This window comes from Pseudomonas sp. MF6396 (assembly GCF_002018915.1).
Taxonomy (GTDB): Bacteria; Pseudomonadota; Gammaproteobacteria; order Pseudomonadales; family Pseudomonadaceae; genus Aquipseudomonas; species Aquipseudomonas palmensis.
The window spans coordinates 1-15,537 of the sequence record NZ_MVOK01000001.1; the positions used below are offsets into that span (position 1 = coordinate 1).

Genomic DNA, 15,537 nt, shown 5'->3' on the forward strand with positions numbered 1-15,537 from the left:
CCCGAACTCAGTAGTGAAACGATGCATCGCCGATGGTAGTGTGGGGTTTCCCCATGTGAGAGTAGGTCATCGTCAAGATTAAATTCCGAAACCCCTATCTGCATCTGCAGGTAGGGGTTTTGTCTTTGTGGCCTGTTCTGCGCCAAGGCTGGCTCCTGCGCGGTTGTGCTCCCACAATTGGGGCAACGACACTAGAATAGGCCCCGACGTTTTTACTCAGAACCCTTCTATGCCCGACCCTGACGATCGCGATTCACTCGCAGGCTTGCCGCTGGATCAATTGGTGGCGTGCCACGAATGCGACCTGCTGCTGCGCAAGCCCGAGCTCAAGACGGATGAAAAAGCGCAATGCCCGCGCTGCGGCTATGAGTTGTACGCCCATCGGCACAATGTGGTCGAGCGCAGCCTGGCCCTGGTACTGGCGGCCTTGCTGCTCTACGTGCCGGCGAACTTTCTGCCGATCATGCAACTCCATCTGTTGGGCCAGAACTCCGATGACACGGTGTGGAGCGGTGTGATCGGCCTGTACAACAGCGGCATGGGTGGCGTGGCGGTGGTGGTGTTCCTGTGCAGCATGGCCATTCCACTGCTCAAGCTGCTGTGTCAGCTGGTGGTGTTGCTGACCATCCGCTTGAACAGGGGCCGCAGCTACGGCCTGCTTCTTTACCGTTTTTATCACCACATGCGCGACTGGGGCATGCTTGAGGTCTACCTCATGGGCGTACTGGTCGCCATCGTCAAGCTGGTGGATATGGCCGAACTCAGCCTAGGGCTTGGCTTGCTGTGCTTTGTCAGTTTGTTGCTGGTTCAGGTCTGGCTGGAAGTGGTGATGTCCCCCCACCAGATCTGGGTAGCCTTGTCGGGAGAAGATGTGCATGCGGGCGATTGACGCAGGAATACTGATCTGTACCGAGTGTCATGAGCTCAACCGCCAGGAGGCGGACGCCAGCAGCCAGACCTGCACACGCTGCGGGGCGCTGGTGCATGCACGCCGGCCCAACAGCCTGGCCCGCACCTGGGCGCTGCTGATTACCGCGGCCATCCTGTACATACCGGCCAACGTGCTGCCGATCATGACGGTCAGCACCCTGGGGCAGGGCAGCCCCGACACCATCATGTCCGGCGTCATCACCCTGATGCAGCACGGCATGCTGCCGATCGCGGCCGTGGTGTTCATCGCCAGTATTCTGGTACCCACCTTCAAGCTGGTGGGCATCGCCCTGCTGTTGTACTCGGTGCAGCGCCACCAGCCGCTGTCGGCACGCCAGCGCATCGTGATGTATCGCTTCATCGAATTCATCGGCCGCTGGTCGATGCTGGATATCTTCGTCATCGCGATCCTGGTGGCGGTGGTGAATTTCGGCCGGATTGCCAGTGTCGAAGCCAACCTGGGGGCCGTCGCCTTTGCCAGTGTGGTGATTCTGACAATGCTTGCTGCAGTAACTTTCGATCCCCGACTGATTTGGGATAACACGGAGTCGGATGACGACCATGAGTGATTTGCCTACGGCTAAAACCCGCCCAGCTTCGAACTGGTCGGCCATCTGGATTCTGCCCCTGATCGCATTGGTGATCGGTGGGTGGCTCGGCTGGCAGGCCTACCGTGAAGCGGGGGTGAACATCGAGGTTCGCTTCGAGAGCGGCGAGGGTATCGTCGCCAACAAGACCGAGGTGGTCTACAAGGGCATGTCGGTGGGTAAGGTCAAGAGCCTGGTACTTGACGACAAAGGCCGCAACAAAGGTGTCATCGCCACCATCGAGATGAACCAGGTGGCCGAGGAGCACCTGCGCAAGAACACTCGCTTCTGGCTGGTCAAGCCAAACGTGAGCCTGGCGGGGATCACCGGGCTGGAGACGCTGGTATCAGGCAACTACATTGCCGTGAGCCCGGGCGATGGCGAGCCGAGCAAGCGTTTCAATGCGTTGAGCGAAGCACCGCCGATGTCCGACAGCGTGCCCGGCCTGCATCTGACCCTCAAGGCCGATCGTCTGGGGTCGCTCAACCGTGACAGCCCCGTGTTCTACAAGCAGATCCAGGTTGGCCGGGTGAAGAGCTACAAGCTCTCCGACGACCAGGGTACGGTCGAGATCAAGGTGTTCATCGAGCCGGGCTATGCCGACCTGGTGCGCAAGCACACGCGTTTCTGGAACGCCAGCGGCGTGAGCATCGATGCCAACCTGTCGGGCGTGAAGGTGCGCAGCGAGTCCCTGGCCAGCATAGTTGCCGGCGGTATCGCATTCGCTACCCCCGAGCACCGCAAGGACAGCCCGCCCACCGACCCGAACCTGCCGTTCCGTCTTTTCGAAGACTTCGACGCCGCCCAGGCGGGTATCCGGGTCAAGGTCAAGCTGAGCGACTTCGAGGGCCTGCAGGCGGGCCGTACGCCGGTCATGTACAAAGGGATACAGGTAGGTTCGCTGAAAGCCCTGAAGGTCGATGCCGACCTCTCCAGCGCCATGGCCGAGCTGACCCTGGACCCGCTGGCCGAGGACTACCTGGTCGAAGGCACCCAGTTCTGGGTGGTCAAGCCGTCGATCTCCCTGGCGGGTATCACCGGCCTGGAGGCGTTGGTAAAGGGCAACTACATTGCTATCCGTCCCGGCGACAAGGGCGCCTCGCCTCAGCGTGAATTCGAAGCCCGGGCCAAGGCCCCGCCCCTCGATCTGAAGGCGCCCGGCCTGCACCTTGTGCTGTTCAGCGACAACCTGGGCTCGCTCGAGGTTGGCAGCCCGATCCTGTATCGGCAGGTAAAGGTGGGTAGCGTGCAAAGCTACCAGTTTTCCAGGAAGCAGCAGCGCCTGCTGATTGGCGTGCACATCGAGCCCGAGTACGCCAACCTGGTCAATGGTTCGACGCGTTTCTGGAACGCCAGCGGCATTACCCTGACTGGCGGCCTGTCGGGCATCCAGATCAAGAGCGAGTCGCTGCAGAGTCTGATGGCCGGTGGCATCGCCTTCGATACGCCGAAACAGAATGTACCGCTCAAGCGTCGTATCCCCACCTTCCGCCTGCTGGCCAACCAGGAAGCGGCGGATCGCAAGGGCACCAGCATCACCATCAAGGTGGACCGTGCGGACGGCCTCAAGGTCGGCACCCCCATACGCTTCAAGGGGCTGGATGTCGGCAAGGTCGAAGCGGTGGACCTGGCGGAGGACCTGCAGTCGGTGACGCTCAAGGCGCAGATCACCGAGGTGCCCGAGCGTATTGCGCGTGTGGGCACGCAGTTCTGGGTAGTCAAGCCGGCGCTGGGTATCGTCAAGACGGCCAACCTGGAGACGCTGGTCACCGGTCAGTACCTGGAAGTGCAACCGGCGGCGAAGAATCAGGGCCCGCAGCGCAACTTCGTGGCCTTGCCCGAGCCACCGGACCTGACCGCTCGCGAGGCTGGCCTGCCGGTGGTGCTCAGCGCTGCTCGACGCGGGTCGATCAAGGTCGGTGTGCCGGTCACCTACCGTGAAGTGCCGGTGGGCAAGGTCACGGGGTACGAACTGGGGCAGACAGCGGATCGCGTGCTGATCCATATCCTGATCGAGCCACGCTACGCCTCGCTTGTGCGCGGTGGCAGCCGTTTCTGGAACAGCAGTGGCTTCGGCTTCGATATCGGCCTGTTCAAGGGCGCTACGGTGCGTACCGAGTCGCTGGAGACCCTGATCGAGGGTGGCATTGCCTTCGCCACGCCAGACGGCGACAAGATGGGCAACGCAGCGTTGCCGCAGCAGACCTTTGCCCTGTTCGACAAGGCCGAGGACGAATGGCTGCAATGGGCGCCGAAGATCCCGCTCGGCAAGTAGGCAAGGCATAGCCCTTCGCCGACCAGGCCGTCTCCTGCAGGAGTCAGCCTGGTCGGCGCAGGGAGCGGCCCTGTCTTCCCGGCATCATCAAATCGCAGGCAATAAAAAACCGACCCTAGGGTCGGTTTTTTAACAAGCGTCGCTTAGGCAGCTGCAGCAATCTTCAGTGCCTTGATGTGGCCATTCAGACGGCCTTTATGGCGAGCAGCCTTGTTCTTGTGGATGATGCCTTTATCGGCCATGCGGTCGATAACTGGAACAGCCAGGATGTAAGCAGCTTGCGCTTTTTCGGCGTCTTTTGCGTCGATGGCCTTGACTACATTCTTGATGTAGGTGCGAACCATGGAACGCAGGCTGGCGTTGTGGCTGCGACGCTTCTCAGCCTGTTTTGCACGTTTTTTGGCGGAAGGTGAGTTGGCCACCGTCGAGCTCCTCGAAAGACTTGGTAAATAGCAAACAAAATAGGCCGCGAATCATGCCGATGAGTTGATCGGTTGTCAAGGGCGCTTGTTAGGTTCCGCTGAGCGGTCGATTCGCTGGAGGGGATGATTCCCTTCTGGCGCATGACCTGTAAACTCGGGAGTTTTGCTCTGTCTGCTTTGCGCGGCGGAGTATCGCATACTTGGATGCCGTTTAGGCCTCTCCTTCATCCATATGGCATGAAAATCTTTCGATGAATCTCCTCAAGTCCCTGGCTGCAGTCAGTTCCATCACCATGGTGTCGCGCGTGCTGGGCTTTGTCCGCGATACCATCCTGGCGCGCATCTTCGGCGCCGGTGTTGCCACCGACGCCTTTTTCATTGCCTTCAAGCTGCCCAACCTGCTGCGGCGAATCTTTGCCGAGGGGGCGTTTTCCCAGGCGTTCGTGCCGATCCTGGCCGAATACAAAAGCCAGCAGGGCGAGGAGGCGACCCGCACCTTCGTGGCCTATGTCGCCGGCCTGCTGACCCTGGTGCTGGCGGTGGTCACGGCGCTGGGGATCCTGGCCGCACCCTGGGTGGTGTGGGTCACCGCGCCGGGCTTCGTCGACAGCGCCGAGAAGTTCGAGCTGACCACCGACCTGCTGCGCGTGACCTTTCCTTATATATTGCTGATCTCGCTGTCGTCCCTGGCGGGCGCCATCCTCAACACCTGGAACCGTTTCTCGGTACCGGCCTTCGTGCCGACCCTGCTCAACGTCGCGATGATCTTCTTCGCGCTGTTCCTCACCCCGTACTTCGATCCGCCGGTGATGGCCCTGGGCTGGGCGGTACTGGCCGGCGGCCTGTTGCAGCTGCTGTACCAGCTGCCGCACCTCAAAAAGATCGGCATGCTCGTGCTGCCCCGCCTGAACCTGCGCGATACCGGGGTATGGCGCGTGCTCAAGCAGATGCTGCCAGCCATCCTCGGGGTGTCGGTAAGCCAGATCTCGCTGATCATCAACACCATCTTCGCCTCGTTTCTGGTGGCCGGCTCGGTGTCGTGGATGTACTACGCCGACCGCCTGATGGAGCTGCCCTCCGGGGTGCTGGGCGTGGCGCTGGGCACCATCCTGCTGCCGACCCTGGCCAAGACCTACGCCAGCAAGGATCGCCACGAGTATTCGCGCATCCTCGACTGGGGCCTGCGCCTGTGCTTCTTGCTGGTGTTGCCTTGCACCTTTGCCCTGGCAATTTTGTCCGAGCCACTGACGGTGGCCCTGTTCCAATACGGCAAGTTCACCGCCTTCGATGCCGCCATGACCCAGCGCGCGCTGATCGCCTACTCGGTCGGCCTGCTCGGCATCATCCTGGTCAAGGTGCTCGCCCCTGGCTTCTATGCCCAGCAGAACATCCGTACACCGGTAAAGATCGCCATCTTCACCCTGGTGGCCACGCAACTGCTGAACCTGGTGTTCATCGGCTACCTGCAGCATGCCGGGCTGGCCCTGGCGATCAGTGTCGGCGCCTGCCTCAATGCCGGCCTGCTGTACTGGAAGCTGCGCCAGCAGAACTTGTTCGACCCGCAGCCGGGCTGGACCGCCTACCTGCTCAAGTTGCTGGTGGCCGTACTGCTGATGGCCGGTGTGCTGGTGGCCGGCATGTGGTACATGCCCGCCTGGGAGCAGGGGCACATGCTCGAGCGGTTCCTGCGCCTGGGCGTACTGATTGGCGCAGGCGTGGTGACCTATTTCGGTTGCCTTTACCTGTTTGGTTTTCGTCCACGGGACTTCGCCCGCAAGGCGCTGCACTGATGGCCGGCGCGGGTCAGGCGTCGGTTTTGTGTTTTAGACGCCCTGGCATCGCGCTGCTGCCTGTCGTCGGCGCCCGGGTGTGGTTATAATCGACCACTTTATGAGCAAGAAGCGCGTTATGCAGCTGGTTCGAGGCCTTCACAACCTTCGCCCCGAGCATCGGGGCTGTGTTGCCACTATCGGCAACTTCGACGGTGTTCACCGCGGTCACCAGGCTATCCTGGCGCGTTTGCGTGAGCGCGCGGTAGCGCTGGGCGTACCCAGCTGCGTGGTGATTTTCGAGCCACAGCCGCGTGAGTACTTTGCACCGGACACCGCGCCTGCGCGCCTGGCCCGCCTGCACGACAAGGTCGCCCTGTTGGCCGCCGAAGGCATCGACCGGGTGCTGTGCCTGGCGTTCAACCAGCGCCTGTGCAAGCTCAGCGCCGCCGAATTCGCCGACACCATCCTGGTCGACGGCCTGGGCGTGCAGCACTTGGAGGTCGGTGACGACTTCCGGTTCGGCTGCGACCGGGTGGGTGACTTCACGTTCCTGCAGCAGGCCGGCCTGCGCCACGGCTTCACCGTGGAAGCGGCGCAAACCGTGGAGCTCGAGGGCCTGCGGGTCAGCAGCACGCAGGTGCGCGAAGCACTGGCGCGTGCCGACTTTGCCGTGGCCGAGCGTCTGCTGGGCCGCCCGTTCCGCATCCGCGGCCGGGTGCTGCATGGGCAGAAGCTGGCGCGCCAGCTGGGTTGGCCCACGGCCAACATACAACTCAAGCGTCATCGCGTACCGCTCACCGGGGTGTACCTGGTCAGCGTCGAACTCGATGGCCAGGTGTGGCCGGGTGTCGCCAACATCGGCGTGCGCCCCAGCGTTGCAGGTGATGGCCGCGCCCACCTGGAAGTGCATCTCCTGGATTTTGCCGGCGATCTGTATGGCCGGCGTCTCACGGTGGAATTCCACCACAAGCTGCGCGATGAGCAGCGATTCGCCTCCCTGGAGGCGCTGAAGTCGGCGATCGATGCGGATATCGCCGCCGCACGTGCCCATTGGCACGGTCAACCGCTAACGAAGAGCCTGAAATGACCGACTATAAAGCCACGCTAAACCTTCCGGACACCGCCTTCCCGATGAAGGCCGGCCTGCCACAGCGCGAACCGCAGATCCTGCAGCGCTGGGACAGCATTGGCCTGTACCAGAAGCTGCGCGAAATTGGCAAGGATCGTCCGAAGTTCGTGCTGCACGACGGCCCGCCCTACGCCAACGGCAAGATCCACATCGGTCACGCGCTCAACAAGATTCTCAAGGACATGATCTCGCGGTCCAAGACCCTGGCCGGCTACGATGCGCCGTACGTGCCGGGTTGGGACTGCCATGGCCTGCCGATCGAGCACAAGGTCGAAGTGACCCACGGCAAGCACCTCACCGCGGACAAGACCCGCGAGCTGTGCCGTGCCTACGCGGCCGAGCAGATCGAAGGGCAGAAGAAGGAATTCATCCGCCTGGGCGTGCTGGGTGACTGGGACAACCCCTACAAGACCATGGACTTCGCCAACGAAGCCGGCGAAATCCGCGCCCTGGCCGAAATGGTCAAGCACGGTTTCGTGTTCAAGGGCCTCAAGCCCGTGAACTGGTGCTTCGATTGCGGTTCGGCCCTGGCCGAAGCCGAGGTCGAATACGCCGACAAGAAGTCCCAGACCATCGACGTGGCCTTCAACGTGGCCGACGAAGCGCGGCTGGCCCAGGCCTTCGGCCTGTCGTCGCTGGCCAAGCCCGCCGCCATCGTGATCTGGACCACCACCCCGTGGACCATCCCCGCCAACCAGGCGCTGAACGTGCACCCCGAGTTCAGCTATGCCCTGGTGGACGTCGGCGACAAGCTGCTGGTGCTGGCCGAAGAGCTGGTCGAAGCCTGCCTCAAGCGCTACTCGCTGGAAGGTTCGGTGATCGCCACCGCGCCGGGCTCTGCACTGGAGCTGATCAACTTCCGTCACCCTCTGTACGATCGCCTGTCGCCGGTCTACCTGGCCGAGTACGTCGAGCTGGGCGCCGGCACCGGCGTGGTCCACTCGGCCCCGGCCTACGGTGAAGACGACTTCGTGACCTGCAAGCGCTACGGCATGGTCAACGACGACATCCTCACCCCGGTGCAGAGCAACGGCGTGTACGTCGACTCGCTGGAATTCTTCGGTGGCCAGTTCATCTGGAAGGCCAATCCGCACATCGTCGACAAGCTCGCCGAAGTGGGCGCGCTGATGTTCACCGACACCATCAGCCACAGCTACATGCACTGCTGGCGCCACAAGACCCCGCTGATCTACCGCGCCACCGCGCAGTGGTTCGTGGGCATGGACAAGCAGCCTGACAGCGGCGAAACCCTGCGCAAGCGCGCCCTCAACGCCATCGAAGAAACCAAGTTCGTGCCGGCCTGGGGCCAGGCGCGGTTGCATTCGATGATCGCCAACCGCCCGGACTGGTGCATCTCGCGTCAGCGCAACTGGGGTGTGCCGATCCCGTTCTTCCTGCACAAGCAGACCGGCGAACTGCACCCGCGCACCGTCGAACTGATGGAGCAGGTGGCCCAGCGCGTCGAGCTCGAGGGCATCGAAGCCTGGTTCAAGATGGACGCCGCCGAACTGCTCGGTGACGAAGCCGGCCAGTACGACAAGATCGCCGACACCCTGGACGTGTGGTTCGACTCCGGTACCACCCACTGGCACGTGCTGCGTGGCTCGCACAACATCGGCCACGAAAGCGGCCCGCGCGCCGACCTGTACCTGGAAGGTTCCGACCAGCACCGCGGCTGGTTCCACTCCTCGCTGCTCACCGGCTGCGCCATCGACGGCCATGCGCCGTACCGCGAGCTGCTGACCCACGGCTTCACCGTGGACGAGAACGGCCGCAAGATGTCCAAGTCGCTGGGCAACACCATCGAGCCGCAGAAGGTCAACGACACCCTGGGTGCCGACATCATGCGCCTGTGGGTATCGGCCACCGACTACTCCGGCGAGATGGCGGTTTCCGACCAGATCCTGCAGCGCAGCGCCGACGCCTACCGGCGCATCCGCAACACCGCGCGCTTCCTGCTCTCCAACCTGTCCGGCTTCGACCCGGCCCGCGACCTGCTGCCGGCCGACGACATGCTGGCGCTGGACCGCTGGGCGGTCGACCGTACCCTGCTACTGCAGCGCGAGCTGGAAGAGCACTACGGCGAGTACCGTTTCTGGAACGTCTACTCCAAGATCCACAACTTCTGCGTGCAGGAGCTGGGCGGCTTCTACCTCGACATCATCAAGGACCGCCAGTACACCACCGGCGCCAACAGTGTCGCGCGCCGCTCGTGCCAGACCGCGCTGTACCACATCAGCGAAGCGCTGGTGCGCTGGATCGCACCGATCCTGGCGTTCACCGCCGACGAGCTGTGGCAGTACCTGCCGGGCGAGCGCAACGAGTCGGTCATGCTCAACACCTGGTACCAGGGCCTGACCGAGCTGCCGGAAGGCATCGAGCTGGACCGCGCCTACTGGGACCGCGTGATGGCCGTCAAGGCTGCGGTCAACAAGGAGCTGGAGAACCAGCGTGCGGCCAAGGCCATCGGCGGCAACCTGCAAGCCGAAGTCACCCTGTTCGCCGACGAGGCCCTGAGCACCGACCTGAACAAGCTGGGCAACGAACTGCGGTTCGTGCTGATCACCTCGGCAGCCAGCGTGGCGCCGTTCGTCGAAGCCCCGGCCGATGCCGTGGTTACCGAAGTGGCCGGCCTCAAGCTCAAGGTGGTCAAGTCGGGTCACGCCAAGTGCGGCCGTTGCTGGCACTTCCGCGCCGACGTGGGCGTGAACCCGGAGCATCCGGAAATCTGCGGTCGTTGCGTCGACAACATCAGCGGCAAAGGTGAGGTGCGTCACTATGCCTAACCCCAACGTGGGGCGCTTCGGGCGCCTCGCCTGGCTGTGGCTGAGCCTGCTGGTACTGGTCCTGGACCAGGCCAGCAAGCACTACTTCGAAGGTGCGCTGAGCCTGTACCAGCAGATCGTGGTCATCCCCGACTACTTCAGCTGGACCTTGGCCTACAACACCGGTGCGGCCTTCAGCTTCCTGGCCGACAGCTCCGGCTGGCAGCGCTGGCTGTTCGCTCTGATCGCCCTGGTGGTCAGTGCGGTGCTGGTGGTGTGGCTCAAGCGCCTGGGCCGCGACGACACCTGGCTGGCCGTTGCATTGGCCCTGGTGCTGGGCGGTGCGCTGGGCAACCTGTACGACCGCATCGTGCTCGGCCACGTGGTCGACTTCATCCTCGTGCATTGGCAGAACCGCTGGTACTTCCCGGCCTTCAACCTGGCCGACAGCGCCATCAGCGTGGGCGCCGTGATGCTGGCGCTGGATATGTTCAAGAGCAAAAAGTCCGGAGAAACCGTCCATGACTGATACCCGTATCGGCCAGAACACCGAAGTCACCCTGCACTTCGCGCTGCACCTGGAAAACGGTGATACTGTCGACAGCACCTTCGAGAAAGCTCCGGCGGTGTTCAAGGTCGGCGACGGCAACCTGCTGCCGGGCTTCGAAGCCGCTATCTTCGGCTTCAAGGCCGGCGACAAGCGCACCGTCAGCGTGGCACCGGAGAACGCCTTCGGTCAGCCGAACCCGCAGAACGTGCAGATCATTCCCCGCTCGCAGTTCCAGGACATGGAGTTGTCCGAGGGCCTGCTGGTGATTTTCAACGACGCGGCCAACGCCGAGTTGCCCGGCGTGGTGAAGGCGTTCGATGACGCGCAAGTGACCATCGACTTCAACCACCCGCTGGCCGGCAAGACCCTGAACTTCGAGGTGGAAATCCTCGCAGTCAAGGCCCTTTGAGCCAGGAGTCAGCCATGCAGATCAAACTCGCCAACCCACGCGGCTTCTGCGCCGGCGTGGACCGGGCGATCGAAATCGTCAATCGCGCCCTCGAGGTGTTCGGCCCGCCGATCTATGTGCGTCACGAAGTGGTGCACAACAAGTTCGTGGTCGAAGACCTGCGCGCGCGCGGGGCGATCTTCGTCGAAGAGCTCGACCAGGTGCCCAATGACGTCATCGTCATCTTCAGTGCCCACGGCGTTTCCCAGGCCGTGCGCCAGGAAGCGGCGGGGCGTGGCCTCAAGGTCTTCGACGCGACCTGCCCGCTGGTGACCAAGGTGCACATCGAGGTGGCCAAGTACAGTCGCGATGGCAAGGAATGCATCCTGATCGGCCACGAAGGGCACCCCGAGGTCGAAGGCACCATGGGCCAATACGACGCCAGCAATGGCGGTTCGATCTACCTGGTCGAAGACGAAGAGGATGTCGCCAACCTGCAGGTTCGTGACCCCGAACGCCTGGCCTTCGTGACCCAGACCACCCTGTCGATGGACGACACCAGCCGCGTCATCGATGCGCTGCGCACGCGCTTCCCCAGCATTGGCGGGCCGCGCAAGGACGACATCTGCTACGCCACCCAGAACCGCCAGGATGCGGTCAAGCAACTGGCTGACGAGTGCGACGTGGTACTGGTGGTGGGCAGCCCGAACAGCTCCAACTCCAACCGCCTGCGTGAGCTGGCCGAGCGCATGGCCACCCCGGCCTACCTGATCGACGGTGCAGAAGACATGCAGCGCAGCTGGTTCGACGGTGTCGAGCGTATCGGCATCACCGCCGGCGCCTCCGCCCCCGAAGTGCTGGTGCGTGGCGTGATCGCGCAGTTGCAGGAGTGGGGCGCCACAGGTGCCGACGAGCTCGATGGTCGCGAAGAGAATGTAACGTTCTCGATGCCCAAGGAGCTGCGGGTGCGTTCACTGATCTGACCCGGCGGCCGCGCACAGCGGCTGATCGGTGGCGAGGTGGCGCAGGCTGACCCGCCCGGTGCGTGACAGCACCACCTGATGCAGGCTTCGGGTTCCGGGACTTTCGCACACGTGCAGGGTCCCGGCCTGGAACGCCCCGCCGGCCTGCAGCGGTACTCCCAGCCCGCTGAAATGCACCTGCCGCGCCAGCGGCTGATTGCCCACCACCCAAACCTTCCCGCTGGCACGGTACTCGTGCAGCAAGCCTTCATCGTCGGCGCTCATTCGCCATCCCTTGCTCCAGTCGCCCTCAAGGGCCGTCAGGCTTACTCGCTGATTGCGCAGCAGGGCTTCGCTGCGGGCGCTGCGCAAGGCCTGGGCAAGGTTCTGCGCGCTGGCCTCGCGTTGTAGGCTCACGCTCATGGCGCTGTAGGCCGGCAGCCCTAACTGCGTCAGCGCCGCGATCAGCCCCAGCGCATACATCATTTGTATCAGTGTTACGCCCTGTTGCCCCATCGTGCATCCCTCCCTGGAAGTGCTTCTCTGTAGATTCAGTGCCGCTCGGTTGGGCGTCCAGTCGGCCGGGTAGGCAATCACATGGGGAAATTTCGCAGGAGGCGAACATGGCCAGGAGGCTGCAGCAGGGCATGACCCTGATCGAAGTGATGGTGGCGCTGCTGGTGCTGTCACTGGGGGGAATGGCGGCGGCTGCGCTGCAAGGGCGGGCGTTGCACGGCACCGACGGCGCGCTGCGTACCACCCAGGCGCTGTACCTGGCCCAGGCCCTGCTCGAAGGCGCGCGCGCTGCGGGCGGGCTGACGGCCGGGGAGGCCAGCGCCTTGCAGCGCGAGCTGGTGAAGGTGGCCGGCGCGTCCGCGCAGGCACAGGTGCGCCAGGCGGGCAATGGGCTCGCACTCGACCTGCACTGGCAGGGCGGTGGCCTTGCTGTGCAGGGGCAGGTGGGACCATGAGGCGCGACACCGGTTTCGGCCTGGTCGAGGCGCTGCTGGCGTTGAGCCTGGGCGTGCTGCTGGTGCTGGCCGGCAGCCGTCTGTTCATCGGTGTGCTGCAGGGTTGGCAGGCGCAGGGCGCACTTGCGCAGTTGCAGGAGGATGCGCGCTTTGCGCTGCAGCGCATGGCCCGTGACATCCGCATGGCCGGCGCATTCGGCTGCCTGCGGCGCGAGGCGATCAGCTTTGCTGACCCTGCCATTGCCGCGACATTTGCCCTGCCGATCAGTGTCAGCCTCGAGCCTGACGGCACCCTGCGCAGCCTGAGCCTGGTTGGCGTGCAGGGTGGGGAGGCCGGTGGCCCGCCCAACTGGACGCTGCTCACCGACTGCCTGAGCACCGCCCAGGTGCAGGCAGGCGAGCGGTTGCCCGGGCCACACCAGTTCGCCTTGCCCGTTCGTCAGCAGGTGTATCGCCTGGTGGACGGGCAACTGCTGCTCACCAGTGGTGGCAGCCACGCGGTGCTGATCGAACATGTCAGCCGGCTGCAGATTGACCTGGGCGTGGCGGGCGAGGGCGGTGAGCTGGCCTGGATGACGGCGGTGCCCGACCCTTCGCGCATTCGCAGCATCCGCCTGCGCCTGACCCTGGACGACCCCGCTGAACGGGTACGCGCGCAAACCTATCAGATGGTCGCCGCCGTACGTAACCGCCTGCCATGAAGCTGCAACGGGGCATGGCGCTGCTGGTGTGCCTGGTGCTGATGCTGCTGTGCGGCCTGCTGGGCGTTTCAGTGCTGCACAGTGCCGCCTTGCAGGCACGCATGGCCGGCAACCTGGTGATGGCATTGCAGGCGTTCGAAGCGGCGGAAACCACGTTGCGGCTCGCCGAGGCCCGTGTGCTGGCGGGGCTTGAGCCACCGGGCCCGTGCGTGTACTGCCTGCCGCCGCCGGAGGCACCCAGGGTATGCGCCGCCGGTGTGCAGGGCGGGGCGGGGCCAAGCTCCGGGCTGGGCTGGCAGGCGCAAGGGCCAGGTTTTTTCCTGGTACAGAACCTGGGCCGCAGCTCGCGCCCCGCGCGGCTGCCCGACGGCCTTGAGGTGCAGCTGCTTCGGGTGACTGCCGTGGGGCGTCAGCAGCAGGCGCGGGTGGTGCTGGAGAGCGTGCTGGCGCAGCCAGTGGTGTCGGCTGAATGGCCGGCGCAACGTATCTTGTGGCGGCAGATCCACTAGGGGCGCACAACATGCCGCGAACTCATCAGGGCCTGAGCCTGATCGAACTGTTGATTGTCGTCGCCGTGGTCGGCATTCTGGCGGGCATTGCCTACCCCAGCTACCGCGACACGGTGAAAAGAGCCGCACGCAGCGAGGTCGTGGGGCTGCTGTTCGACAGTGCGCAGCACCTGGAGCGCCACCGCGCCCGCACGGGCCAGTATGCCGATACCGACGCCGTGATCACCCCGTTGCCCCCCGGCACAGGCCATTACAGCCTGCACGCCAGCCGCGAGGCCGAGGGTTTCAGCCTGCTGGCCCGGCGTCATGCCGGCGGGCTGATGGCCGGCGACGCCTGTGGCGACTTCGAGCTCGATCACCAGGGTGTGCGCGGCAACCCCGGTGCCAGCAACGAGGCGGACGGGGGCTGCTGGGGTAACTGACGTCTTTCATACGGGTACTGGACCAATAGATGACCAAGCAAGTAGTGATTGTCGGCGGTGGGGTGATCGGCCTGCTGACTGCGTTCAACCTGGCGGCCGATGTCGAGCAGGTGGTGGTGTGCGACAAGGGCGCGCTCGGGCAGGAGTCTTCCTGGGCCGGGGGCGGGATCGTGTCGCCGTTGTACCCGTGGCGCTACAGCCCGGCGGTTACCGCCCTGGCGCATTGGTCGCAGGACTTCTATCCGCAGCTGGGCGAGCGTCTGTTCGCCAGCACCGGTGTAGACCCCGAGGTGCATACCACCGGCCTGTACTGGCTGGACCTGGACGATGAAGCCGAGGCGCTGGCCTGGGCGGCCCGCGAGGGGCGCCCGTTGAGCGCAGTGGATGTGGCCCGCGCCTATGCGGCGGTGCCCGTGCTGGGGCCGGGTTTCGAGCGGGCCATCTACATGGCGGGTGTGGCGAACGTGCGCAACCCGCGCCTGGTCAAGTCGCTCAAGGCGGCATTGCAGGCCCTGCCGAACGTGACCCTTCGCGAGCATTGTGAAATCACCGGGTTCAGCCGCGAGGGCGAGCGTATTTGCGGCGTTGAAACCGTCGATGGCCCGATCCACGCCGATCAGGTGGTGCTTACGGCGGGGGCCTGGAGTGGCGACCTGCTGCGCCCGCTGGACCTGGAACTGCCGGTGGAGCCGGTGAAAGGGCAGATGATCCTGTTCAAGTGCGCGGAAGATTTCCTGCCGAGCATGGTGCTGGCCAAGGGGCGCTACGCGATCCCACGGCGTGACGGGCACATTCTGGTCGGCAGCACACTGGAGCATGCAGGCTATGACAAGACGCCCACCGAAGCGGCGCTGGCGAGCCTGAAGGCCTCGGCCATCGAATTGCTGCCGGCGCTGGCCGATGCCACGCCGGTCGGGCATTGGGCGGGGTTGCGGCCAGGCTCACCGGAAGGTGTGCCGTACATCGGCCAGGTGCCCGGGCATGAAGGCTTGTGGTTGAACTGCGGGCATTACCGCAACGGGCTGGTGCTGGCGCCGGCGTCCTGCCGGTTGTTCGCCGACCTGCTGCTGGGGCGTGCGCCGATCATCGACCCGGCGCCGTACGCGCCGGGGCCGCGCCTGCTGTAACAGCAGGCATGTGGAAGCCGGCCTGGC

Annotated in this window: 16 protein-coding genes and 1 rRNA gene; 15 read left to right on the plus strand and 2 right to left on the minus strand. The window is 64.4% G+C overall.

Going from position 1 to position 15,537, the window contains the following annotated elements; all coding sequences use genetic code 11:
* The 4 genes from rrf to MF6396_RS00015 all read left to right on the plus strand — a co-directional run.
* Positions 1 to 78: ribosomal RNA gene (gene rrf / locus MF6396_RS29350) — 5S ribosomal RNA — on the plus strand; the annotation flags it as partial.
* A 151-nt stretch (positions 79 to 229) separates the two neighbouring features.
* The gene (locus MF6396_RS00005) at positions 230 to 889 is read left to right on the plus strand and encodes a paraquat-inducible protein A (RefSeq protein ID WP_043860301.1); all 660 of its coding nucleotides are present in this window, start codon (positions 230 to 232) and stop codon (positions 887 to 889) included.
* On the plus strand, positions 876 to 1,499 hold the full coding sequence (locus tag MF6396_RS00010) for a paraquat-inducible protein A (RefSeq protein ID WP_043860302.1): 624 nt from the start codon (positions 876 to 878) through the stop codon (positions 1,497 to 1,499). The genes MF6396_RS00005 and MF6396_RS00010 overlap by 14 nt, the downstream gene beginning before the upstream one ends.
* Complete coding sequence (locus tag MF6396_RS00015; RefSeq protein ID WP_078479466.1) at positions 1,492 to 3,792, plus strand: PqiB family protein; 2,301 nt, start codon at positions 1,492 to 1,494, stop codon at positions 3,790 to 3,792. The genes MF6396_RS00010 and MF6396_RS00015 overlap by 8 nt, the downstream gene beginning before the upstream one ends.
* A gap of 143 nt (positions 3,793 to 3,935) precedes the next feature.
* Here the strand turns inward: MF6396_RS00015 and rpsT are convergent, their stop codons facing one another.
* Complete coding sequence (gene rpsT, locus MF6396_RS00020) at positions 3,936 to 4,214, minus strand: 30S ribosomal protein S20 (RefSeq protein ID WP_043860304.1); 279 nt, start codon at positions 4,212 to 4,214, stop codon at positions 3,936 to 3,938.
* Between the two features lie 251 nt (positions 4,215 to 4,465).
* Between rpsT and murJ the strand changes: the two genes are divergently transcribed.
* The 6 genes from murJ (at position 4,466) to ispH (ending at position 11,801) form a co-directional block, all read left to right on the plus strand.
* Positions 4,466 to 6,004 carry a murein biosynthesis integral membrane protein MurJ gene (gene murJ / locus MF6396_RS00025; RefSeq protein ID WP_078479467.1) on the plus strand — a complete coding sequence of 513 codons (1,539 nt, stop codon included), beginning with the start codon at positions 4,466 to 4,468 and terminating at the stop codon, positions 6,002 to 6,004.
* Between the two features lie 118 nt (positions 6,005 to 6,122).
* Positions 6,123 to 7,073 carry a bifunctional riboflavin kinase/FAD synthetase gene (ribF, locus tag MF6396_RS00030; RefSeq protein ID WP_078479468.1) on the plus strand — a complete coding sequence of 317 codons (951 nt, stop codon included), beginning with the start codon at positions 6,123 to 6,125 and terminating at the stop codon, positions 7,071 to 7,073.
* Positions 7,070 to 9,901: an isoleucine--tRNA ligase gene (ileS, locus tag MF6396_RS00035; RefSeq protein WP_043860307.1), complete on the plus strand. Its 2,832-nt coding sequence runs from the start codon at positions 7,070 to 7,072 to the stop codon at positions 9,899 to 9,901. The genes ribF and ileS overlap by 4 nt, the downstream gene beginning before the upstream one ends.
* Positions 9,894 to 10,409: a signal peptidase II gene (gene lspA, locus MF6396_RS00040; RefSeq protein WP_078479469.1), complete on the plus strand. Its 516-nt coding sequence runs from the start codon at positions 9,894 to 9,896 to the stop codon at positions 10,407 to 10,409. Before ileS ends, lspA begins: the two co-directional genes overlap by 8 nt.
* Complete coding sequence (gene fkpB / locus MF6396_RS00045) at positions 10,402 to 10,839, plus strand: FKBP-type peptidyl-prolyl cis-trans isomerase (protein WP_054914918.1); 438 nt, start codon at positions 10,402 to 10,404, stop codon at positions 10,837 to 10,839. Before lspA ends, fkpB begins: the two co-directional genes overlap by 8 nt.
* 14 nt (positions 10,840 to 10,853) lie before the next feature.
* On the plus strand, positions 10,854 to 11,801 hold the full coding sequence (ispH, locus tag MF6396_RS00050) for a 4-hydroxy-3-methylbut-2-enyl diphosphate reductase (RefSeq protein ID WP_043860310.1): 948 nt from the start codon (positions 10,854 to 10,856) through the stop codon (positions 11,799 to 11,801).
* Here ispH and MF6396_RS00055 read toward each other — a convergent pair.
* The gene (locus MF6396_RS00055) at positions 11,790 to 12,266 is read right to left on the minus strand and encodes a GspH/FimT family pseudopilin (protein ID WP_236176789.1); all 477 of its coding nucleotides are present in this window, start codon (positions 12,264 to 12,266) and stop codon (positions 11,790 to 11,792) included. The two genes, ispH and MF6396_RS00055, sit on opposite strands and share 12 nt — an antisense overlap.
* A gap of 137 nt (positions 12,267 to 12,403) precedes the next feature.
* On the opposite strand from MF6396_RS00055, the gene MF6396_RS00060 reads away from it, so the two are divergent.
* Genes MF6396_RS00060 through thiO form a run of 5 tightly spaced genes read left to right on the plus strand, consistent with a single transcriptional unit; the run spans position 12,404 to position 15,510 of the window.
* Entirely contained in the window at positions 12,404 to 12,751 is a 348-nt protein-coding gene (locus MF6396_RS00060; RefSeq protein ID WP_078479471.1) for a type IV pilus modification PilV family protein, read from the plus strand.
* Positions 12,748 to 13,452: a PilW family protein gene (locus MF6396_RS00065; protein WP_078479472.1), complete on the plus strand. Its 705-nt coding sequence runs from the start codon at positions 12,748 to 12,750 to the stop codon at positions 13,450 to 13,452. Before MF6396_RS00060 ends, MF6396_RS00065 begins: the two co-directional genes overlap by 4 nt.
* Positions 13,449 to 13,961 (plus strand): pilus assembly PilX family protein, encoded by a 513-nt coding sequence (locus tag MF6396_RS00070; RefSeq protein WP_078479473.1) that lies wholly within the window; start codon positions 13,449 to 13,451, stop codon positions 13,959 to 13,961. The genes MF6396_RS00065 and MF6396_RS00070 overlap by 4 nt, the downstream gene beginning before the upstream one ends.
* An 11-nt stretch (positions 13,962 to 13,972) precedes the next feature.
* Positions 13,973 to 14,383 carry a type IV pilin protein gene (locus MF6396_RS00075; RefSeq protein WP_054914914.1) on the plus strand — a complete coding sequence of 137 codons (411 nt, stop codon included), beginning with the start codon at positions 13,973 to 13,975 and terminating at the stop codon, positions 14,381 to 14,383.
* A 29-nt stretch (positions 14,384 to 14,412) separates the two neighbouring features.
* On the plus strand, positions 14,413 to 15,510 hold the full coding sequence (thiO, locus tag MF6396_RS00080; RefSeq protein WP_078479474.1) for a glycine oxidase ThiO: 1,098 nt from the start codon (positions 14,413 to 14,415) through the stop codon (positions 15,508 to 15,510).
* Positions 15,511 to 15,537 lie beyond the last annotated feature (27 nt).